Source organism: Serinicoccus sp. JS2-9, from assembly GCF_059025165.1.
Genome location: NZ_CM180091.1, coordinates 2,774,018 through 2,793,961, shown reverse-complemented (window position 1 = coordinate 2,793,961; position 19,944 = coordinate 2,774,018). Strand labels below are relative to the sequence as shown.

Sequence of the window (19,944 nt, the reverse complement as noted above, 5' to 3'; positions counted from 1 at the left end):
GCGCGTGACCCCGGACCGACGCACGCTGGCAGGCGCCGACGCCTCGGCGACGCAGCGGGCGACGGAGACCGCCCCGACCGGCGTGCTCCTGGCCGCGGGGCCGCGTGCCGAGGTCGACGTCTGGGTCGCCGGGACGGTCGTGCCCGTCACGGTGGTGCCGGGCGACCGGTGGACGACCGTGCTGCTGCGTGGGCCCTCCGCCGCCGAGCCGCCCTACGACGACGGGCCCCTGGTGCTCGCCTCGCGCGCGCTCGCGCCCAAGGCGGGGCCGGGGCTGGGCTTCTTCGTCATCGACGACCGGGCGGTGCTCACCGTGCATCCCCGGGGTAGGCGCCGCGCCACGCGGTGGGTCGTGTGGGAGCCCGAGTCCGGTCTGCTGCGGCCCCCGGGCCTGGAGCTGGCCGGACCGGCCGAGGTGGTCACGGTCGCGGGCGCCGGCACCGGGGAGGCGGGCAGGAGAGACGTGCGGGACGAGCTGGTCGAGCTGCTGCACGAGACGCACGTGCGTCCCGCCCGCATGCTGCAGGCCGTCATGGCGACGCTCGGACTCCCGGGCGCGCGCCTCCTGGAGAACCCCGACGCGGCCGACGCCGTCGAGGGAGCGACCACGCATACCCCTGATCGGCGTCAGGTGGGGTGGTTCGACGACGCGGTCCGCGACTCGGTGCGGCTGCGCCACGAGTTGGGCGCCCCCTCGTGACCGGGCCGGGCGCGCCGGGCGGCCCTGGGGGTCTCCCGCCGCTGACGCTGCTGCCCGCCGTCGACGTCGCCGCAGGGCGTGCCGCCCAGGTGACCGACGGTGCCGACGACGATCCGGCCGCCGTGGCGCGCGGCTGGGTGGACCAGGGCGCCGAGTGGGTGCACCTGGTCGACCTCGACCGCGCCTTCGGCCGAGGCGGCACGCCGGAGCTGCTGGGGCGGCTCATCGACGACCTGCCGGTGCCGGTGCAGCTGTCCGGAGGCCTCACCGATCGGGAAGCGCTGGCCTGGGCCGCCGCCACGGGGGCGCAGCGTGTCGTGCTTGCCAGCTCGGCGCTCGCCGAGCCGGAGCTCGTGACCGACGCCCACCGGCTGCTCGGAGAGCGGCTCGTCGTCGCCGTCGACGTCCGCGGCGGCGAGGTGGTCTCGCGCGGCACCGACCTGCGGCTGGGGCCCGTCCCGCAGGTCCTCGCGCGCCATCCCCGAGTGGTGCAGGGCGAGATCACCCATCTGCTCGTGGCCGACGCCTCCCGCGACGGGCGCCGCGCCGGCGCCGACCTGCACCTCTTCGCGGCGGTGGCCGGTCTCGTCGCCGCCGACGTGACCGTCTCCGGTGGCATCGCCGAGCTCGACGACCTGCGGCGCCTGCGTGGGCTCGCGGCCCTGGGCGTGCGCCACGCGGTGCTCGGGGCCGCGCTCCACGACGGCGCCTTCACGCTCCCCGAGGCGTTGGAGGTATGCCGATGACGCACCGGTTCTCCAAGCACAACCCCGGGCAGGGTGCGGACACCGCCGGGGTCCCGTGGTCGGGGCGGACGCTGACCGGCACCGGTTTCGACGGTGACACCGGGGAGGCGGACCCGGCTCTGCTGGCGCTACTGGCCGATCCGGAGGCGTCGACGGCCCGCGTGGTCGCCGCGGTGGCAGCGGCCCGGCTCGTCGTCCCGATCGTCGCGGTGGCGGGTGAGGTGGACGACTCCTCCGGTCTGCCCGCCGACGCCAGCAGCGACATGGCCTCGGTGACCCTGGTCGCCCCGGACGGGCAACGGGCCTTGCCTGCGTTCACGAGCACGGCGGCGCTGGCCGCGTGGGACCCGGCCGCCCGGCCCGTCCCCGTCACGGCACAGCGTGCGGCCCTGGCGGCCGTGCAGGAGGGTTGCGACGTCATCACCCTGGATCTGCCCACAGCCGCTGCGCCGGGTCAGACCGGCGCCACCGCCGAGGCGGGCGCCACCACCGAGGCGACCGGCACGGCATACACCCTGACCAGCTCGATGGTCTGGGCGTTGGCCATGGCCCGGCGCTGGGCGCCGGCGCACGAGGACAAGCACGTCGCCGCTGCCGTGGCGAGCGCCGTGCGCGCGGAGACGCAGATCGCCGGTCACCGGCTGTCGGGCACCGACGGGGCGCTGACGGTCGAGCTGGCGCTGCGTCCTGGCCTGACCCAGGTGCAGGTGCAGGCGCTGGTGACCCGGGTGGGTGAGCGGCTCGCGACCGACGCCGAGACACGGGCCCGGATCGACGCGGTCGCTTTCCGGCTCGCCACCGCCGGCGCCTGAGCGACTCCTCCCGATCCAGCCCGGCCCAACCGTGGAATTCGACCACGGGTTCTCGCGCCTTGGCGCGACAACCCATGGTCGAATTCCGCGCGGACGCCGCGCGCCCCCTTCGCCGCGGCGGCGACGAAGGGGGCACGGGTGCGGTGTTCAGGCGAGGCTGCCTGCTCTCAGCGCGGTGGGCTCAGCGGTGCCCGCCGACCAGGTCGCCCTCGGGCTCGCGCACCGACTCCGGCATCGCGTCCTCCTCGGAGCCGGAGCCCTCACCCGCGATCTGCGCGATCCGGTCGCCGACGCCCTGGTGGATGGCGCGCCAGTAGGCGTAGACCCGCTCGCGGACCTCCGGCGCGCAGGCACCCATCATGCCGCCGACGGTCTGCGCCAGCCGCTCGCGTTGGGCGTCGTCGTAGACCTCGCCCACGAGGATGCTGGCCTGACCCGTGTCGCTGTCGTCCTCGCGCAGGTCGTAGGCCTGACGTACGAGCTCGCCGTCGGCCTCCCAGCCGTTCTCGACCGGGCCGGTCTGGTCCGACCACGGACGCCCGTAGGCGTTGGTGGCGTAGGTGGGCTGACTGCCCGAGTGCAGGTAGGCCATCGGCCCGTCGAACTGGTAGGCGTTGACCTGGACCTTCGGCTGGTTCACCGGCAGGTGGGTGAAGTTGGCGCCGATCCGGTGCCGCTGCGCGTCCGGGTAGGAGAAGACGCGGGCGAGCAGCATCTTGTCCGGCGAGACGCCCGTGCCAGGCACCTGGTTGGACGGGCTGAACGCGACCTGCTCGATCTGGGCGAACCAGTTCTCCGGGTTGCGGTTCAGCGTCATCGTGCCGACCTTGATGAGCGGGTAGTCGGCGTGCGGCCAGACCTTGGTGAGGTCGAACGGGTTGTAGCGGTAGGTCTTGGCCTCGTCGTAGGGCATGACCTGCACCGAGAGGGTCCAGCTCGGGTGGTCGCCGCGCTCGATCGCCTCGAAGAGGTCGCGCCGGTGGAAGTCGGCGTCGGCACCGGCCAGGCGGTCGGCCTCGTCGTTGCCGATGTTCTCCACACCCCGGTCGCTGTGCCAGTGGTACTTCACCCAGAAGCGCTCACCGGCCTCGTTGACCCACATGTAGGTGTGCGAGGAGTAGCCGTTCATCTCCCGCCACGTCTTCGGGAGCCCGCGGTCACCCATGAGGTAGCTCACCTGGTGCGAGGACTCGGGGTTGGCGGTCCAGAAGTCCCACTGCATGTTGGGGTCGCGCAGACCGCTGTCCGGGGTGCGCCGCTGGGAGCGGATGAAGTTGGGGAACTTCATGGGGTCGCGCACGAAGAAGATCGGCGTGTTGTTGCCGACGATGTCGAGGTTGCCCTCGTCGGTGTAGAAGCGGACCGAGAAGCCGCGGACGTCGCGCCAGGTGTCGGGGGAGCCCTGCTCACCCGCGACGGTGGAGAAGCGCGAAATCACCTCGCTGCTTGCGCCGGGCTGGAAGATCGCGGCCTTGGTGTAGGCCGTGACGTCCTCGGTGGTCTCGAACGTCCCGAACGCCCCGGAGCCCTTGGCGTGCGGCAGTCGCTCCGGCACCTTCTCGCGGTCGAAGGACGCCAGCGACTCGATGAGGCTCACGTCGTGCAGCAGCAGCGGCCCGTTGGGGCCGACCGAGAGGCTGTTGCGGTCGGAAGGGTTGGTCGCGCCGTTGCTGGTCGTGGAGCCGGCGGGGGCCGGTCCCTCGCCGCTGTGCTCGGCGTTGACGTACCCGGGGTGGTGCTCGGTCATGCCTTCTCCTTCGGTGTGGGTGCTGACATCTGGGGGGTATGCAGTGCGCTCGCCGCGGTCCTCGCGGCGGCTGCGGTGGTGCTGGGGTGGTCGACCTGAGGGCTGTCTGCGGACTGGCAGCTGGGGCAGCGGCCCCAGTAGATGACCTCGGCCTCGTCGACCGCGAAGCCGACGGCCTCGGCCGGGGTGGGGTCGAGGCACGGAGCGGAGCCGACGGCGCAGGGCACGTCGACGAGGTCGTCGCACCCGCGGCAGACGACGTGATGGTGGTTGTCTCCGAGGTCCAGCTCGTAGCGGGCGACCGCGTGCGCCGGTTGGATCCGGCGGACCAGCCGGGCGCTGGTCAGGGCGGCCAGCACGTCGTAGACCCCCTGCACCGAGACGCCCTGCGCCTGCTCGCGGGTCTGCTCGACGACCGCCGCGGCGTCGGCATGCGGGTGCTCCGAGAGGGTCTCCAGCACGGCGATGCGCGGCGCCGTCACGCGCAGACCCGCGCCCCGCAGCGCAGCGACCAGCTCCGGCGGGGGAGTCTGTGGCGGTGCTGACGGCATACCCTCATCCGAGCAGGTTTACTTGAATGGTTCAAGTTAAGGGTGCCCCGGGCGCGTCGCACCCGCTCGCGCGAGCAGCCCGGGTGACCTCGCGCCTCTGCTACCATGGAGACAGACCAGTCAGGTCGTTGTGCTTTCGTGCCCGCGTCCTGACGTGCAAGAGGGGCTTCGTGCCCCCACCCGCGCCGACCTCTGGGTCGCCGGGTCGGACCGGTCCACCGCCTGCTGGCGGTGCTGCGGCTGGCGGTCGTCACGGCAAATCGTGGCGCGCCCCACCTGACGCGGCGGGACCGATGGACGAGGCCTCTTGCGCACCCGGTGCCAGGAGGCCTTTCTGGTGCCCGGGGTTGTCACGACACGACGACGAAGGAGCAGGCACATCAGCGAGCCTCGCATCAACGACCGCATCCGGGTGCCGGAAGTGCGGTTGGTGGGCCCCAACGGGGAACAGGTCGGCATCGTGCGCGTCGAGGACGCGCTGCGACTGGCGGCCGAGGCCGACCTCGACCTGGTCGAGGTCGCCCCGCAGGCGCGTCCGCCGGTCGCCAAGCTCATGGACTACGGCAAGTACAAGTACGAAGCCGCCATGAAGGCCAGGGAAGCACGCAAGAACCAGGTCAACACGGTCATCAAGGAGATCAAGCTCCGCCCGAAGATCGACGACCACGACTACGGCACCAAGAAGGGCCACGTCGAGCGCTTCCTCAAGGCTGGCGACAAGGTCAAGGTGACCATCATGTTCCGTGGCCGCGAGCAGTCGCGGCCCGAGCTCGGCTTCCGGCTGCTGCAGCGGCTGGCCGAAGACATCGTCGAGCTGGGGCACGTCGAGAGCGCGCCCAAGCAGGACGGCCGCAACATGGTCATGGTGCTCGGTCCGACCGCGAAGAAGGCCCAGGTCCGTCAGGCCCGGCGCCGTGATGCGGAGCGGACCCGCGACACCGACTCCCAGGCCGCCGAGCCCGAGGCGCAGACCGCACCAGACCCCCAGTGAAGGACGGGCGCCCAACGCCCTGACCACGCAGACCGACGCCCGCCCGGGCAGACCCGGGCGGGACGAGCACCACAGCAAGAAGGAGATCGGCCCATGCCGAAGATGAAGACCCACAGCGGGGCCAAGAAGCGGTTCCGCGTCACCGGTTCCGGCAAGATCATGCACCAGCGCGCGCGCCACGTGCACAAGTTCCAGGAGCGCACCTCCCAGGCGGCCCGTCGCCTCGCGAACGACAAGCCCGTCGCGGACTCCGACGTCCGCAAGGTGAAGAAGATGCTCGGCCTCTGAGCCGAGGTCCTCGCCTCACTCGAACGCATCCCCCAGAACTAGTCAAGGAGAAGTCACGTGGCACGCGTGAAGCGGGCGGTCAACGCCCACAAGAAGCGTCGGGTCGTCCTCGAGCGCGCCAGCGGATACCGCGGGCAGCGCAGCCGGCTCTACCGCAAGGCCAAGGAGCAGGTCACCCACAGCCTGGTCTACAGCTACAACGACCGCCGGGCCAAGAAGGGTGACTTCCGTCGCCTGTGGATCCAGCGGATCAACGCCGGCGCCCGCGCCAACGGCATGACCTACAACCGCTTCATCCAGGGCCTGAAGGCCGCTGGTGTCGAGGTCGACCGCCGCATGCTCGCCGAGCTCGCGGTCAACGACGAGGCGGCGTTCGCCACCCTCGTCGGGCTCGCGAAGGCCAACGTGCCCGCCGCGGGCGACAAGGCCGAGTCCGCGGCCTGAGCCGGACGCTCCGACGCCCCGGCGCATGGCGCACCCCGACGCATCCCTGCTGAGCAACCCTCGCAGCGAGCGCGTCCGGCAGGTCGCCGCGCTGGGGCGTCGTGCTGTCCGCGACCGCACCGGACGGTTCCTCGTCGAGGGTCCGCAGGCGGTGCGGGAACTGCTGCGGTATGCCGACGGCTCCGCCCGCGCGCTGTACGTCACCGCGGAGGCGAGCGGGCGGCATACCGAGATCGTGGCGGCGGCGCACGCGGCCCAGGTGCCGGTGCGCGAGTGCACCGACGAGGTGCTCGCGGCGATGGCCGACACCGGGACGCCGCAGGGGATGGTGGCCGTCGCCGACCGGGTGGACGTGCCGCTGGACGCCGCGCTGGACGCCGTGGGGCCAGGGGACGTCGCAGTGGTGCTCGCGCACGTGCGCGACCCCGGCAACGCCGGCACGGTGCTGCGCGGAGCGAGCGCCTTCGGGGCGGCCGCGGTGCTGGTGAGCGGCTCGTCGGTCGACGTCCACAACCCGAAGGTGGTGCGCTCGACGGTCGGGGCGCTCTTCCACCTGCCGGTGAGCATCGGGACGCCGGCGGAGGAGTTGCTGGCGGCGTGCCGCGAGCGGGGGATCCGGCTGCTGGCCGCCGACGGAGCAGGATCGGTGATGTTGCCCGAGGCGGACCTGACGGGCCCGCACGCGTGGGTGATGGGCAACGAGGCCTGGGGGCTGCCGACGGCGGTGCGGCAGGCCTGCGACGAGGTGGTCTCGATCCCGATCACCCGCGCCGAGTCGCTCAACCTGGCCATGGCAGCCACGGTCTGCCTGCACGCCTCCGCCTCGGCTCGAGGACGCTGAGGGGCGCACCCCCTGACAGGGATCGGTCCGGGTGGGCGGCGGGTGTGCGGTGAGGATCGGTCCGGCTGCACCGATCCTCCCCGGGCGGGCGGCGGGTATGCGATGAGGATCGGTCCGGCTGCACCGATCCTCCCCGGGCTGGGTCAGGCTGCGCCGTGACCCGGGAAGTACCGGCGCCACTCATCGGAGACGGACCCGAACGTCATACCGCGATCACGGAAGATGCGGGCCAGGCGATCCACGGTCCGACCGGGGCGCTGGTAGATGTCGGGGGAGATGAGGGTCACGATGCGCCAGCCGTCGTCTTCGAAGCCTTCACGTCGATCGAGGTCGCCCTCCCACTGCTCCTCGCGCGTGATGTGGTGCCGCCCGTCGTACTCGACCGCGGTCTTCGTGGCACGGTCACCGGCGTCGAGGCGTCTTCTCAGCTCTCCCTGGTGGTCATAGAACCGGATGTCCGTCTCCAGCTCGGGCAGCCCGGAGAGGACCCGCAGCAGGCGAGCGCGAGTCTCCATCGGCGAGTCGACGCCCGCCCGTGCCAGCGACGCCGCACGCAGTGCGTGTCGTGGCGCGCTGCATGGTGAGGCCTGCGTCGCAGCCACGAGGGCATCCTGGGTGGTCCGTCGGCGTCGGATCAGCGAGTCCGCCAGCACGACGAGGTCGACCAGGCCGAGCTCCGCGGCCAGGTCGAGAAAGGTGTCCTCCGGGCCGGTCACGGGCACCCCGCGGAACTGGCACGGCGTGCGCTGCGAGGCGTGCGCCTGTGCGTCCCTCCGCGCCGTTCGTGACCACTTCTCCGGAACGCTCGAGTGGAGCAGGTCGGTCTGGGGGACGACGCCTCCCCACAGCTTGGCGGCCTGGTGGAAAGAGGCAAAGGAGTGAGAGCCGCCCACCAGCACCGCGGCCTTGGCCTCGACGAGGGCATCCACCGTGACCTCCGCGCTGATGTAGACCCCGTAGCCCAGCCGGCGGAACTCGGGCGAGCGCAGGCGTCGATCGGAGATGCCATGCCTCCGGGCCATCTTCCACAGGAACGGCTCGCGCTGGTCGAAGGTCATGGTCAGCACCTTGGCAGTTCTGCGGCACGGGTGAGTCCGTTGTCCACAGAGGGGGGCCAACCGAGCCGCCCGGCCACGTTGGTGAGGATAGGTGCGGGTGGGCCGATCCTCCCCGGGTCGGGACGGGGTATGCGGTGAGGTTGGGTGCGGGTGGACCGATCCTCCCCGGGTCGGGACGGGGTGTGCGGTGAGGATGGGTGCGGGTGGACCGATCCTCCCCGGGTCGGGACGTCAGCAACCCTTCGCGACGCTCGGTGGGAGGAGAAACCCGGTCGAGGCCTGCCGAACGTCGCACCTAGACTGGCGGCCGTGTCCGCACCCGATGCTCCCGACCCGACCGACGGTATGCCTTCTCCCGACCGCGCCGAGCGTGCTGGCGCATCCAGCGGCGCGAGCGAGACCGGCGCGTCCGACGGCGCGGGCACGTCCGGCGCGTCCGCCACCTCGGGCGCCTCGGCCACATCCGACGCCTCCGACCTCGCGCCCGAGACGATCGAGGGCCACGTCGGCGCCGCCTTGGGCGCCATCGAGCAGGCCGCAGACCTGGAGCAGCTCAAGGAGGCCCGGCTGACGCACGCCGGAGACCGGTCGCCGCTCGCCCTGGCCAACCGGTCCATCGGCTCTCTCCCCGGCCCGGAGAAGGCCGACGCCGGCAAGCGCGTCGGTCAGGCCCGCGGCCGCGTCAACCAGGCCCTCGCGCAGCGTCAGGAGATCCTGGAGGCGGAGCGCGACGAGCGGATCCTCGTCGAGGAGGCCATGGACCTGACCGTCGCTCCGGGCCGGCGCCCCCTCGGCCGGCGCCACGTGCTGACCGTCACCGCCGAGCGGATGGCCGACGCCATGGTGGGCCTGGGCTGGGAGATCGCCGAGGGGCCGCAGGTCGAGGCCGAGTGGTTCAACTTCGACGCGCTCAACTTCGACAAGGACCACCCTGCCCGGCAGATGCAGGACACCTTCTTCGTCGACCCCTCCAAGGCCGGGCTGGTGCTGCGCACGCACACCTCGCCCACCCAGGCGCGGTCCCTGCTCGACCGCGGGGTGCCGCTCTACGTCGCCGTCCCCGGCAAGACGTTCCGCACCGACGAGCTGGACGCCACGCATACCCCCGTCTTCCACCAGCTCGAGGGCATCGCCATCGACGAGGGCCTGACCATGGCCCACCTCAAGGGCACCCTCGACCGGCTGGCCGAGGCGATGTTCGGCCCCGGGATCGTCAGCCGGCTGCGCCCGGCGTTCTTCCCGTTCACCGAGCCCAGCGCGGAGATGGACTTCCGCTGCTTCGTCTGCCGGGGCGAGGACACGGCGTGCCGGACCTGCGGCGGCACCGGCTGGATCGAGTGGGGCGGCTGCGGCATGGTCAACCACAACGTGCTGCGCGCGGCTGGGGTCGACCCGGAGCGCTACCAGGGTTTCGCCTTCGGGATGGGCGTGGAGCGGACCGCGATGTTCCGCCACGGCATCGCCGACATGCGGGAGATGATCGAGGGAGACGTGCGCTTCAACGCGCAGTTCGGGATGGAGATCTGATGCGGGTTCCGGTCGACTGGCTCGGCGACTACGTCACGCTGCCCCAGGGCGTCACCGGCGAGCAGATCGCCGCCGACCTCGTCGCGGTCGGGCTCGAGGAGGAGGGTCTGCACACCAGCGGTGTGGGTGGGCCCCTCGTCGTCGGACGCGTCCTGGAGATGACGCCCGAGCCGCAGAAGAACGGCAAGACGATCAACTGGTGCCAGGTCGACGTCGGCTCCTCGAACGGCACCGGTGAGCCCCAGGGCATCGTCTGCGGTGCGCACAACTTCGCGCCCGGCGACCTCGTTGCGGTCATCCTCCCCGGCGGCACGCTGCCGACGCCCCAGGGCCCGCTGACGATCAGCGCCCGCAAGACCTACGGCCACGTCTCGGCCGGCATGATCTGCTCGGTCCGCGAGCTGGGGATCGGCGAGGACCACGACGGCATCCTCGTCCTGCCGCGGCTGCTCGACGACGACGTCGTCGCCGGGCTCGCGCCGGGCGACGACCTCATCGGCGTCCTCGGGCTGGACCGGGAGACCGTCGAGGTCAACGTCACCCCCGATCGCGGCTACTGCTTCTCCCTGCGCGGGATCGCGCGCGAGTACTCCCACTCCACCGGCGCCGCCTTCACCGACCCGGCGGCGCTCCCGGTCGACGTGGGCGACAGCTCGACCGAGGGGTATGCCGTGCGGCTGGCCGACGAGGCGCCGCTCGAGGGGGTCGCCGGCTGCGACCGGTATCTGGCCCGGATCGTGCGCGGGATCGACCTGTCCCGACAGACGCCGCGCTGGATGGCGCAGCGGCTCACCGAGGCCGGGATGCGACCGATCAGCCTGGCCGTCGACGTCACCAACTACGTCATGCTCGCCCTGGGGCAGCCGCTGCACGCCTTCGACCTGGCGACGCTCACCGGCCCGATCGTGGTGCGGCGGGCCCGGCCGGGCGAGCGGCTCACCACGCTCGACGACGTCGACCGCGCGCTCGATCCCGAGGACCTGCTCATCACCGACGGCGGGGAGCGCGTCCTCGCCCTCGCCGGCGTCATGGGTGGGGAGGACGGAGAGGTCACGCCGGGCGTCACGACCGACGTCCTCATCGAGTCGGCCCACTTCGACGCCCGCACGGTGGCCCGCACGTCCCGGCGGCACAAGCTGTCCAGCGAGGCGGCCAAGCGCTTCGAGCGCGGGGTGGACCCCGACGTGACGGCGGCCGCCGCGCAGCTGGCCGTCGACCTGCTCGTCGAGCACGGTGGCGGCACCGCCGACGCAGCGATCACCGACATCGACCACCGCGTCGAGCGCCCCTCGATCGAGCTCGACCTGACGATGCCCACCCGCTACGTCGGCGTCAACTACGACCTCGGGCGGGTCCGCGAGGTCCTCGCCATGATCGGCTGCACGGTGTCCGGGCCGGAGTCCGCGGACGGCGGGGACGGCCGACACGTCACCGTCACCCCACCGAACTGGCGCCCGGACCTCACCGACGCCGCCACGCTCGTCGAGGAGGTGGCGCGGATCGACGGTTACGACAAGATCCCCTCGGTCGTGCCGCGTGCCGTCGGCGGGCGCGGTCTCACCCACGGCCAGCGCTCCCGCCGGGCCGTCGCGACCGCGCTGGCCGGGCAAGGGCTGCACGAGGTCCTCACCTACCCCTTCGTCGGCGCCTCCCGCTTCGACGAGCTGGGTCTGGCCGACGACGACCCGCACCGGCAGGCGGTCCGGCTGGCCAACCCGCTCTCCGACGAGGCGCCCCTCATGCGAACGGCTCTCCTCCAGACCTTGCCGGATGCGTTGCGCCGCAACGTGTCTCGCGGCAGCCGTGACGTCGCGCTCTTCGAGATCGACACCGTGACGCTGCCCGAGGGCGAGCGGCTGGCGCCGGTGCCCGGCGTGGGTGAGCTGCCTTCCGACGAGGTCCTCGCCGACATCCGCGACGCGGTGCCGGTCCAGCCCTGGCACGTCGCGGTCATGGCGGCAGGGCAGGCCGACCGTGCGGGCTGGTGGGGCCAGGGCCGACCGGTCGACGTCGTCGACGTCGTCGGGTGGGCGCACGCCGTGGCGGACGCGCTGGGGGTGTCGATGAAGCGGCACATGAGCGAGCGGGCGCCCTTCCACCCGGGCCGCTGCGTCGAGCTGACGCTCGCCGACGGCACCCGCGTCGGATGGGCCGGTGAGCTCCACCCGCAGGTCGTCCAGCGCCTCGGCCTGCCGCCCCGCACCAGCGCGGCCGAGCTGGACCTCGAGGTGCTCATCCGCGCCAGCGACCACCGCACCCAGGCCGCCCCGCTGTCCACCCATGCCCTCGCGACCTCCGACGTGGCGCTCGAGGTGCCGCGCGGCGTGCGCTACAGCGCGGTCGAGGGCTCCCTGCGCGACGGCGCCGGCGACCTCCTGGAGCGCATCGAGCTCTTCGACGTCTACTCCGGCGACCAGGTGAGCGCCGATCGTCACTCGCTGGCCTTCCGGATGCACTTCCGCGCCCCGGACCGCACCCTGACGACCGAGGAGGTCAACGCGGCCCGCGACGCGGCAGTGCAGCGCGCCGGCGCCGACCACGGGGCGGTGCAGCGGTGACCGGGACGCGCGTCGCCGTCGTCACCGGAGCGTCCCGCGGCATCGGTGACCTGCTCGCCCGCGCCCTGCTCGCCGACGGCTGGGTGGTCGTGGGCCTGTCCCGCTCCGGGGCGGTCGCCGACGGCGCGGAGGGCATGCCGTGCGACGTCACCGACGCCGACCAGGTCGAGCGGGCCGTCGCACAGGTGGTCGACCGCCATGGCCGGATCGACCTGCTCGTCAACAACGCCGGGCTGGTGGAGACCGAGCAGCCGCTGTGGGAGTCGGATGTCGACGAGTGGTGGCAGGTCATGGTGACCAACGTCCGCGGTCCCTACCTGCTCACCCGCGCGGTCGTCCCGCACCTCATCTCCGCCGGTGGCGGTCGCGTCGTCAACCTCAACTCCGGGTCCGGGACCCGGGAGAGCCCGGTCCTGACGGCATACCACGCCTCCAAGTCGGCGCTCGCCCGCCTGACCGGCGGCACGGCGGTGGCGGGGGAGGAGCACGGGGTGCTCGCTTTTGACCTCGCCCCCGGTGTGGTGGAGACCGACATGACGCACTCGATGCGGATGCACGCGGACCGCACCGAGTGGACCTCGCCCGACGACGTCGTGGAGCTCTTCCTCGCGCTGGCCCACGGCGACCTCGACGCCTACTCCGGCCGGATGGTGCGGGCGGGCGCCGACGACGTCGCCGAGCTGCGGCGCCGCGCCGACAAGGGCCTCCCCGACGGGGCCCGCATGCTCCGGCTGCGACCCTGGGGACCGGCGGATCCCGTCGCCGGCTGAGATGACCGACTTCGGCACCCGGCTGGCCTGGCACGAGCTGCCGCCGCACCTGCACGCCTGGGCGCAGGCGACCCTCGGGGCACCGGTCGTGGCGGCCCGCTCCCAGACGGCCGGCTTCTCCCCGGGATCCGCCGACCGGATCGTGGCCGCCGACGGGAGGCGCGCCTTCGTCAAGGCGGTGAGCACGGAGCAGAACCCGGACAGCCCCGGGCTGCACCGGCGCGAGATCCAGGTGCTGCGCAGCCTCGCCGAGGAGGGAGTGTCGGTGGCGCCGGCCCTGCTGGCCGACCTGGACGACGGCACCTGGGTGGCGGTCATGACCGAGGACGTCGAGGGGCGCCACCCCGCGGCACCCTGGACCGACGCGGACCTGACCGCGACGCTCGACGCGCTCGTCGAGGTGGCCGGGCACCAGGCGCCGGCGTCCTGGCCGGACCTCGCGCAGGAGCTGTCGGGGGAGTTCGCCTGCTGGTCGCGCCTCCTGGACGACCCTCCGGCCGACCTCGACCCCTGGGTGGCGCAGCGGATGCCTGACCTCCACGCGCTGTCGCAGCGGACCGTCGACCGGCTGTCGGGGACGGCGATCGCGCACACGGACACCCGGGCGGACAACCTGCTCGTCGATCCCTCCGGCCGGGTCACGGTGGTCGACTGGCCGTGGGCGAGCAGGGGAGCGCCGTGGTTCGACGCGGCCTCGCTGCTCATCGACGTGCGCGCGGTGGGCGAGGTCGACCTGGCTCCGCACCTGCCCCGCATCGAGTCGCTGGGTGCGACGCGCCAGGACGTCCTCGGCGTGCTCGCGGGTCTCGGTGGCTTCCTGCTCGACGCCGCACGCCGGCCCGCCGCACCTGGGCTGCCCACGCTGCGAGCGTTCCAACGCTCCCGGGGCGATGCGGCGGTGGCGCTCCTGCGCGAGCTGGGGGCCTGAGCCGACCGACCGCATACTCATGCACGGGTCGGTATACTCCTGCACCGTGACGTCCATCCCCATGACCCGCGCCGCGCGGCACCAGCGGATCACCGACCTGCTCGAACGGCACGCCGTCGGGTCGCAGGGGCAGCTGCTCGACCTGCTCGCCGAGGACGGCATCAGCGTCACCCAGGCCACGCTCTCCCGCGACCTCGTCGACCTGGAGGCGGTGAAGGTCCGTCAGGGCCGCCATCTCGTGTATGCCGTCCCCGGGCTCGGAGGCGACGTCACCCCTCGTCCGGCCCAGGACGTCGTCGAGGTCAGCGCCCGCCTCGCCCGCCTGTGCCAGGAGCTGCTCGTGAGCGCCCGCTCGGTCGGCAACCAGGTGGTGCTCCGGACCCCGCCGGGGGCCGCGCAGTTCCTCGCCTCGGCGATCGACCGCAGCGATGCCCCCGACATCCTGGGCACCATCGCGGGCGACGACACCATCCTCGTGATCACGACCGAGCCCGACGGCGGCCCGGAGACGGCCGACCGCCTGCTCGCGCTGGCCGCCGAGCCCGAGCACTGACCTGACCAGTCCGTCAGGGACAATGGCGCCATGACTGTGAGCCTGTGGGGAGGCCGTTTCACCGGCGGCCCCAGCGATGCCCTGGCAGCCCTCAGCAAGAGCACGCACTTCGACTGGCGCCTGGCGCCCTACGACCTGGCCGGGTCGAGGGCGCATGCGCGGGTGCTGCACCGTGCGGGGCTGCTGTCGGACGCCGACCTGGAGACGATGCTCGACGGGCTGGCGCGGCTGCGGGCCGACGTCGCCTCGGGGGCCTTCCCCCCGGCCGAGGGCGACGAGGACGTGCACACCGCTCTGGAGCGCGGGCTCATCGAGCGGGTCGGGCCGGAGGTCGGGGGTCGGTTGCGGGCCGGGCGCTCGCGCAACGACCAGGTGGCGGCGCAGTTCCGGATGTACCTTCGCGATCAGGCACGGCTCCTGGGCGCGAAGGTCCTGGACGTCGTGCAGGCCCTCGTCGACCAGGCGGCCGCTCACCCCGAGGTCGCGATGCCGGGCCGCACGCACCTGCAGCACGCCCAGCCGGTCCTCCTGGCCCACCACCTCCAGGCGCACGGCTGGGCCCTGCTGCGCGACGTGGAGCGTCTCGTCGACTGGGACCGTCGTGCCGGCGTGTCTCCCTACGGCTCCGGCGCCCTCGCCGGGTCCTCCCTCGGTCTGGACCCCGAGTCCGTCGCCCACGACCTCGGGATGCCGCACGCCGTCGAGAACTCCATCGACGGCACCGCGGCGCGCGACTTCGCGGCGGAGTTCTCCTTCGTCATGGCGATGACGGCGGTCGACCTGTCCCGGATCTCCGAGGAGGTCATCCTCTGGGCGACCGCGGAGTTCGGTTTCGTCACGCTGGACGACGCCTTCTCGACCGGGTCGAGCATCATGCCGCAGAAGAAGAACCCCGACGTCGCCGAGCTGGCCCGGGGCAAGTCCGGCCGACTCATCGGCGACCTGGCGGGGCTGCTGGCGACCCTCAAGGGGCTGCCGCTCGCCTACAACCGGGACCTGCAGGAGGACAAGGAGCCGGTCTTCGACGCCGTGGACACCCTCGAGGTGCTGCTGCCGGCCGTGTCCGGGATGGTCGCGACCCTGACCTTCCACCCGGAGCGGATGGAGGAGCTGGCGCCGCAGGGCTTCTCGCTCGCGACGGATGTCGCGGAGTGGTTGGTGCGTGAGGGCGTGCCCTTCCGGGTCGCGCACGAGGTGGCCGGGGCGTGCGTGCGGCACTGCGAGGAGCGCGGCATCGGCCTCGAGGATCTCTCCGACGACGACCTCGCGACGATCAGCGACCACCTCCATGCCGGGGTCCGCAGCGTGCTCACCGTGCCCGGCTCGCTGGCCTCGCGCAACGCGCTCGGTGGCACGGCGCCGGTGCGGGTCACCGAGCAGCGTGCGCACCTGCTCAAGCAGGTCGCCCGCCTGCGCCACTGGGTCGCGGACATGCCGGCGATCCGCGGCTGAGCGGTCGAGTCCCGTGCCGCGGCGGTGGACCCGGGAGGCGCTCGGCGCGCCGGTCCTCGACGTGGCACCGGCGTTGCTCGGCTCTCTGCTCACCCACGGCGGGGTCACCGTCCGGCTCACCGAGGTGGAGGCGTATGCCGGCACCGAGGACCCCGGCTCGCATGCCTTCCGGGGTCCCACCCCCCGCACCGAGGTGATGTTCGGCCGGGCGGGTCACCTCTACGTCTATCTCAGCTACGGCGTGCACCGGTGCGTCAACATCGTGTCCGGTTCGGTGGGTGAGGCGGCGGCGGTGCTGCTGCGCGCCGGCGAGGTCGTGCACGGGCGGTCCGAGGCCCGTGGCCGCCGCGAGGCGGGGCGGAGCACTCCGGTCCCGGACAGCCACCTGGCCCGGGGGCCGGGCAACCTCGCCCGGGCCCTGGGGCTGGGTGCCGAGCATGACGGGCTGGATCTGCTGTCGCCAGGGGCCGCGGTATGCCTGCATCGCCCCGACGACGCCACCCGTCCGAGGTCGGGCTCGACACCCGGCACGGTGCGGCAAGGACCGCGCGTGGGAGTGAGCGGCGAGGGAGGGTCCGGGGAGCGTTTCCCGTGGCGGTTCTGGACCGACGGAGAGGCGACGGTCTCGGCATACCGGGCCTCGCCCCGCCGCGTAGGCTGAGCACCCTGGGTGACCGGCCGGTCACGCCCCCTGACGAAAGGACCCGGAGCGGTGACGAACATCCTCGACGAGCTGCAGTGGCGCGGTCTGGTGGCGCAGACCACCGACGAGGCCGCGCTGCGCGCCGACCTCGACGACGGACCGGTCACTGTCTACTGCGGGTTCGACCCCACGGCGCCCTCGCTCCACTTCGGCAACCTCGTCCAGCTCATCGTCCTGCGTCACCTGCAGCGCGCCGGACACCGGGTGATCTGTCTGGTCGGGGGATCGACCGGTCTTATCGGGGACCCCAAGCCCACGTCCGAGCGCACCCTCAAGACCAAGGACGAGGCGGCCGCCAACGTGGCGCGGATCCAACGACTGGTGGGTCCCTTCCTCGAGTTCGACGGTGACAACCCGGCCATCCTCGTCAACAACCTGGACTGGACCGCGCCCCTGAGCGCGCTCGACTTCCTGCGGGACGTGGGTCAGCACTTCCGGGTCAACCAGATGATCAGGAAGGACGCGATCGCGGCACGGCTGGAGAGCCAGGAAGGGATCTCCTACACCGAGTTCAGCTACCAGCTCCTCCAGGGGCTGGACTACCTGCACCTCTACCGCGAGTTCGGCTGCACGCTGCAGACCGGAGGCCAGGACCAGTGGGGCAACCTCACCGCCGGCGTAGACCTCATCCACCGCGTGGAGGGGGCTGCGGTCCAGGTGCTGACCACCCCGCTCATCACCGACGAGAACGGCACGAAGTACGGCAAGTCCGAGGGCAACGCGGTCTGGCTCTCTGCGGACATGACGAGCCCGTACGCCTTCTACCAGTACTGGATCAACGTCGCGGACAGCGAGACCGGCAAGCTGCTGCGCGTCTTCACCGACCGAGGACCCGAGGACGTCGCCGCGTTGGAGGAGTCGGCGCGTGAGCGACCCCACCTGCGGGAGGCCCAACGCGCCCTCGCCGGCGACGTGACGACCCTGGTCCACGGGGCCGCGGCGACGGCGCAGGTGCAGGCCGCCAGCCAGGTGCTGTTCGGGAAGGGTGATCCGTCGGCCCTCGAGCCAGACACGCTCCGGGACGCCACGGCTGAGCTGCCCGGGGGAGAGGTCACCCCGGGGTCGACCCTCGTCGACGCCCTCGTGGCGTGCGGGCTGGCCGACAGCAAGGGCGCTGCCCGACGCCTGGTCGGCGACGGCGGGGTGAGCATCAACAACGCCCGGACCGACGACGTGGAGCGGGTGCTGGCCGACGACGACTTCCTGCATGGTCAGGTGGCCCTGCTGCGCCGCGGCCGCAAGAGTCTCGCGGCAGCCCGAAAGGCTCCCTGACCAGCGGATTTGTCGTGCACGTCAACCGTGTCCTAGAGTAGGTCTTCGCCGCACCGACAGGGAGGCACGGACACCGAGAGGTGGCCGGTCCCGGGTCTGGCACCACGCATCATCTCGTCTGAGATTGACTCTCAGCGCGGATTTGACTGTCAGAAGTCGAGATGCGTAGCCTTGAAGAAAGCCCCGGACATCGCGGTGCGAGAGCACCGGATTATGGTGTGTGTCCGATTCTTGAGAACTCAACAGCGTGTTTGTTTTTTGATGCCATGTTTTGTTTTGCCATGGCTGGGTGCCCGCCCCCGGGTGTCTGGTTGTGGTGTTTTTGCCGGGTTGTCTGGCTTTCCGATGCTCATGGTTATGGGTTTTGGTTTTTTTCGGAGAGTTTGATCCTGGCTCAGGACGAACGCTGGCGGCGTGCTTAACACATGCAAGTCGAACGATGATCCCGTGCTTGCACGGGGGATTAGTGGCGAACGGGTGAGTAACACGTGAGTAACCTGCCCTCCACTCTGGGATAAGCGCTGGAAACGGCGTCTAATACTGGATAGGACACCTGCCTGCATGGGTGTGGTGTGGAAAGATTTTTTGGTGGTGGATGGACTCGCGGCCTATCAGCTTGTTGGTGGGGTAATGGCCTACCAAGGCGACGACGGGTAGCCGGCCTGAGAGGGTGACCGGCCACACTGGGACTGAGACACGGCCCAGACTCCTACGGGAGGCAGCAGTGGGGAATATTGCACAATGGGCGGAAGCCTGATGCAGCGACGCCGCGTGAGGGATGACGGCCTTCGGGTTGTAAACCTCTTTCAGCTCTGACGAAGCTTTTGTGACGGTAGGAGCAGAAGAAGCACCGGCTAACTACGTGCCAGCAGCCGCGGTAATACGTAGGGTGCGAGCGTTGTCCGGAATTATTGGGCGTAAAGAGCTTGTAGGCGGTTTGTCGCGTCTGCTGTGAAAGCCCGGGGCTTAACTCCGGGTCTGCAGTGGGTACGGGCAGGCTAGAGTGTGGTAGGGGAGACTGGAATTCCTGGTGTAGCGGTGGAATGCGCAGATATCAGGAGGAACACCGATGGCGAAGGCAGGTCTCTGGGCCATTACTGACGCTGAGAAGCGAAAGCGTGGGGAGCGAACAGGATTAGATACCCTGGTAGTCCACGCCGTAAACGTTGGGCGCTAGGTGTGGGTCCCATTCCACGGGGTCCGTGCCGCAGCTAACGCATTAAGCGCCCCGCCTGGGGAGTACGGCCGCAAGGCTAAAACTCAAAGGAATTGACGGGGGCCCGCACAAGCGGCGGAGCATGCGGATTAATTCGATGCAACGCGAAGAACCTTACCAAGGCTTGACATACACCGGACGATCGCAGAGATGTGGTTTCCCTTTGTGGCTGGTGTACAGGTGGTGCATGGTTGTCGTCAGCTCGTGTCGTGAGATGTTGGGTTAAGTCCCGCAACGAGCGCAACCCTCGTTCCATGTTGCCAGCAACACCCTTTGTGGTGGTTGGGGACTCATGGGAGACTGCCGGGGTCAACTCGGAGGAAGGTGGGGATGACGTCAAATCATCATGCCCCTTACGTCTTGGGCTTCACGCATGCTACAATGGCCGGTACAAAGGGCTGCGATCCCGTGAGGGGGAGCGAATCCCAGAAAGCCGGTCTCAGTTCGGATTGGGGTCTGCAACTCGACCCCATGAAGTCGGAGTCGCTAGTAATCGCAGATCAGCAACGCTGCGGTGAATACGTTCCCGGGCCTTGTACACACCGCCCGTCAAGTCACGAAAGTCGGTAACACCCGAAGCCGGTGGCCTAACCCCTTGTGGGAGGGAGCTGTCGAAGGTGGGACTGGTGATTGGGACTAAGTCGTAACAAGGTAGCCGTACCGGAAGGTGCGGCTGGATCACCTCCTTTCTAAGGAGCACACCGTTCAAGCATGTGCCTCGTGGTGACTTCTGCCCTGTGTGGGTGGGAGGAGCTGGTCGGGGTGTGTGTGGTGGCCTCGTTGGTGC

The 19,944-nt window shown here is 71.2% G+C and carries 18 protein-coding genes and 1 rRNA gene; 16 read left to right on the top strand and 3 right to left on the bottom strand.

The features are described 5' to 3' along the window. Window positions 1–4 precede the first annotated feature (4 nt). The 3 genes from AC5PYY_RS13480 to AC5PYY_RS13470 are packed head-to-tail and all read left to right on the top strand — an operon-like array spanning window position 5 to window position 2,258. Window positions 5–700 carry a hypothetical protein gene (locus tag AC5PYY_RS13480; protein WP_493897316.1) on the top strand — a complete coding sequence of 232 codons (696 nt, stop codon included), beginning with the start codon at window positions 5–7 and terminating at the stop codon, window positions 698–700. Further along, window positions 697–1,446, top strand: a complete 750-nt coding sequence (locus AC5PYY_RS13475; RefSeq protein WP_493897315.1) for a 1-(5-phosphoribosyl)-5-[(5-phosphoribosylamino)methylideneamino]imidazole-4-carboxamide isomerase — start codon at window positions 697–699, stop codon at window positions 1,444–1,446. The genes AC5PYY_RS13480 and AC5PYY_RS13475 overlap by 4 nt, the downstream gene beginning before the upstream one ends. Beyond that, a complete protein-coding gene (locus tag AC5PYY_RS13470; RefSeq protein WP_493897314.1) occupies window positions 1,437–2,258 on the top strand; it encodes an SseB family protein in 822 nt (273 codons plus the stop codon). Before AC5PYY_RS13475 ends, AC5PYY_RS13470 begins: the two co-directional genes overlap by 10 nt. A 181-nt stretch (window positions 2,259–2,439) precedes the next feature. Here the strand turns inward: AC5PYY_RS13470 and AC5PYY_RS13465 are convergent, their stop codons facing one another. After that, the gene (locus AC5PYY_RS13465) at window positions 2,440–4,005 is read right to left on the bottom strand and encodes a catalase (protein WP_493897313.1); all 1,566 of its coding nucleotides are present in this window, start codon (window positions 4,003–4,005) and stop codon (window positions 2,440–2,442) included. After that, complete coding sequence (locus AC5PYY_RS13460; RefSeq protein ID WP_493897312.1) at window positions 4,002–4,556, bottom strand: Fur family transcriptional regulator; 555 nt, start codon at window positions 4,554–4,556, stop codon at window positions 4,002–4,004. The genes AC5PYY_RS13465 and AC5PYY_RS13460 overlap by 4 nt, the downstream gene beginning before the upstream one ends. 430 nt (window positions 4,557–4,986) lie before the next feature. Between AC5PYY_RS13460 and infC the strand changes: the two genes are divergently transcribed. From infC to AC5PYY_RS13440, 4 genes are all read left to right on the top strand, one after another. Next, window positions 4,987–5,547, top strand: a complete 561-nt coding sequence (gene infC, locus AC5PYY_RS13455; protein ID WP_493897311.1) for a translation initiation factor IF-3 — start codon at window positions 4,987–4,989, stop codon at window positions 5,545–5,547. A 93-nt stretch (window positions 5,548–5,640) separates the two neighbouring features. Continuing rightward, window positions 5,641–5,835: a 50S ribosomal protein L35 gene (gene rpmI, locus AC5PYY_RS13450; RefSeq protein WP_493897310.1), complete on the top strand. Its 195-nt coding sequence runs from the start codon at window positions 5,641–5,643 to the stop codon at window positions 5,833–5,835. Window positions 5,836–5,892: 57 nt separating this feature from the next. Continuing rightward, window positions 5,893–6,279 (top strand): 50S ribosomal protein L20, encoded by a 387-nt coding sequence (rplT, locus tag AC5PYY_RS13445; protein ID WP_493897309.1) that lies wholly within the window; start codon window positions 5,893–5,895, stop codon window positions 6,277–6,279. Between the two features lie 25 nt (window positions 6,280–6,304). Continuing rightward, window positions 6,305–7,120 (top strand): TrmH family RNA methyltransferase, encoded by an 816-nt coding sequence (locus tag AC5PYY_RS13440; protein ID WP_493897308.1) that lies wholly within the window; start codon window positions 6,305–6,307, stop codon window positions 7,118–7,120. A gap of 143 nt (window positions 7,121–7,263) precedes the next feature. On the opposite strand, the gene AC5PYY_RS13435 is transcribed toward AC5PYY_RS13440, so the two are convergent. Beyond that, the gene (locus tag AC5PYY_RS13435) at window positions 7,264–8,178 is read right to left on the bottom strand and encodes a putative endonuclease domain-containing protein (RefSeq protein ID WP_493897307.1); all 915 of its coding nucleotides are present in this window, start codon (window positions 8,176–8,178) and stop codon (window positions 7,264–7,266) included. 309 nt (window positions 8,179–8,487) lie between these two features. Here AC5PYY_RS13435 and pheS point away from each other — a divergent pair, with 309 nt between their 5' ends. The 9 genes from pheS to AC5PYY_RS13390 all read left to right on the top strand — a co-directional run bounded on the left by pheS (window position 8,488) and on the right by AC5PYY_RS13390 (window position 19,846). Then, window positions 8,488–9,705, top strand: coding sequence for a phenylalanine--tRNA ligase subunit alpha (pheS, locus tag AC5PYY_RS13430; protein ID WP_493897306.1), 1,218 nt, complete (start codon window positions 8,488–8,490; stop codon window positions 9,703–9,705). Then, a complete protein-coding gene (gene pheT, locus AC5PYY_RS13425) occupies window positions 9,705–12,263 on the top strand; it encodes a phenylalanine--tRNA ligase subunit beta (RefSeq protein ID WP_493897305.1) in 2,559 nt (852 codons plus the stop codon). The genes pheS and pheT overlap by 1 nt, the downstream gene beginning before the upstream one ends. Further along, window positions 12,260–13,033, top strand: coding sequence for an SDR family NAD(P)-dependent oxidoreductase (locus tag AC5PYY_RS13420; protein ID WP_493897304.1), 774 nt, complete (start codon window positions 12,260–12,262; stop codon window positions 13,031–13,033). The genes pheT and AC5PYY_RS13420 overlap by 4 nt, the downstream gene beginning before the upstream one ends. A gap of 1 nt (window position 13,034) precedes the next feature. Then, window positions 13,035–13,961, top strand: coding sequence for an aminoglycoside phosphotransferase family protein (locus tag AC5PYY_RS13415; protein ID WP_493897303.1), 927 nt, complete (start codon window positions 13,035–13,037; stop codon window positions 13,959–13,961). Between the two features lie 55 nt (window positions 13,962–14,016). Further along, the gene (locus tag AC5PYY_RS13410; protein WP_493899380.1) at window positions 14,017–14,514 is read left to right on the top strand and encodes an arginine repressor; all 498 of its coding nucleotides are present in this window, start codon (window positions 14,017–14,019) and stop codon (window positions 14,512–14,514) included. A gap of 30 nt (window positions 14,515–14,544) precedes the next feature. Continuing rightward, window positions 14,545–15,966 carry an argininosuccinate lyase gene (argH, locus tag AC5PYY_RS13405; protein WP_493897302.1) on the top strand — a complete coding sequence of 474 codons (1,422 nt, stop codon included), beginning with the start codon at window positions 14,545–14,547 and terminating at the stop codon, window positions 15,964–15,966. Window positions 15,967–15,979: 13 nt separating this feature from the next. Further along, window positions 15,980–16,627, top strand: coding sequence for a DNA-3-methyladenine glycosylase (locus tag AC5PYY_RS13400; protein WP_493897301.1), 648 nt, complete (start codon window positions 15,980–15,982; stop codon window positions 16,625–16,627). A gap of 51 nt (window positions 16,628–16,678) precedes the next feature. Further along, on the top strand, window positions 16,679–17,941 hold the full coding sequence (tyrS, locus tag AC5PYY_RS13395; RefSeq protein ID WP_493897300.1) for a tyrosine--tRNA ligase: 1,263 nt from the start codon (window positions 16,679–16,681) through the stop codon (window positions 17,939–17,941). Between the two features lie 371 nt (window positions 17,942–18,312). Then, a 16S ribosomal RNA gene (locus tag AC5PYY_RS13390) occupies window positions 18,313–19,846 on the top strand. Window positions 19,847–19,944: the final 98 nt, after the last annotated feature.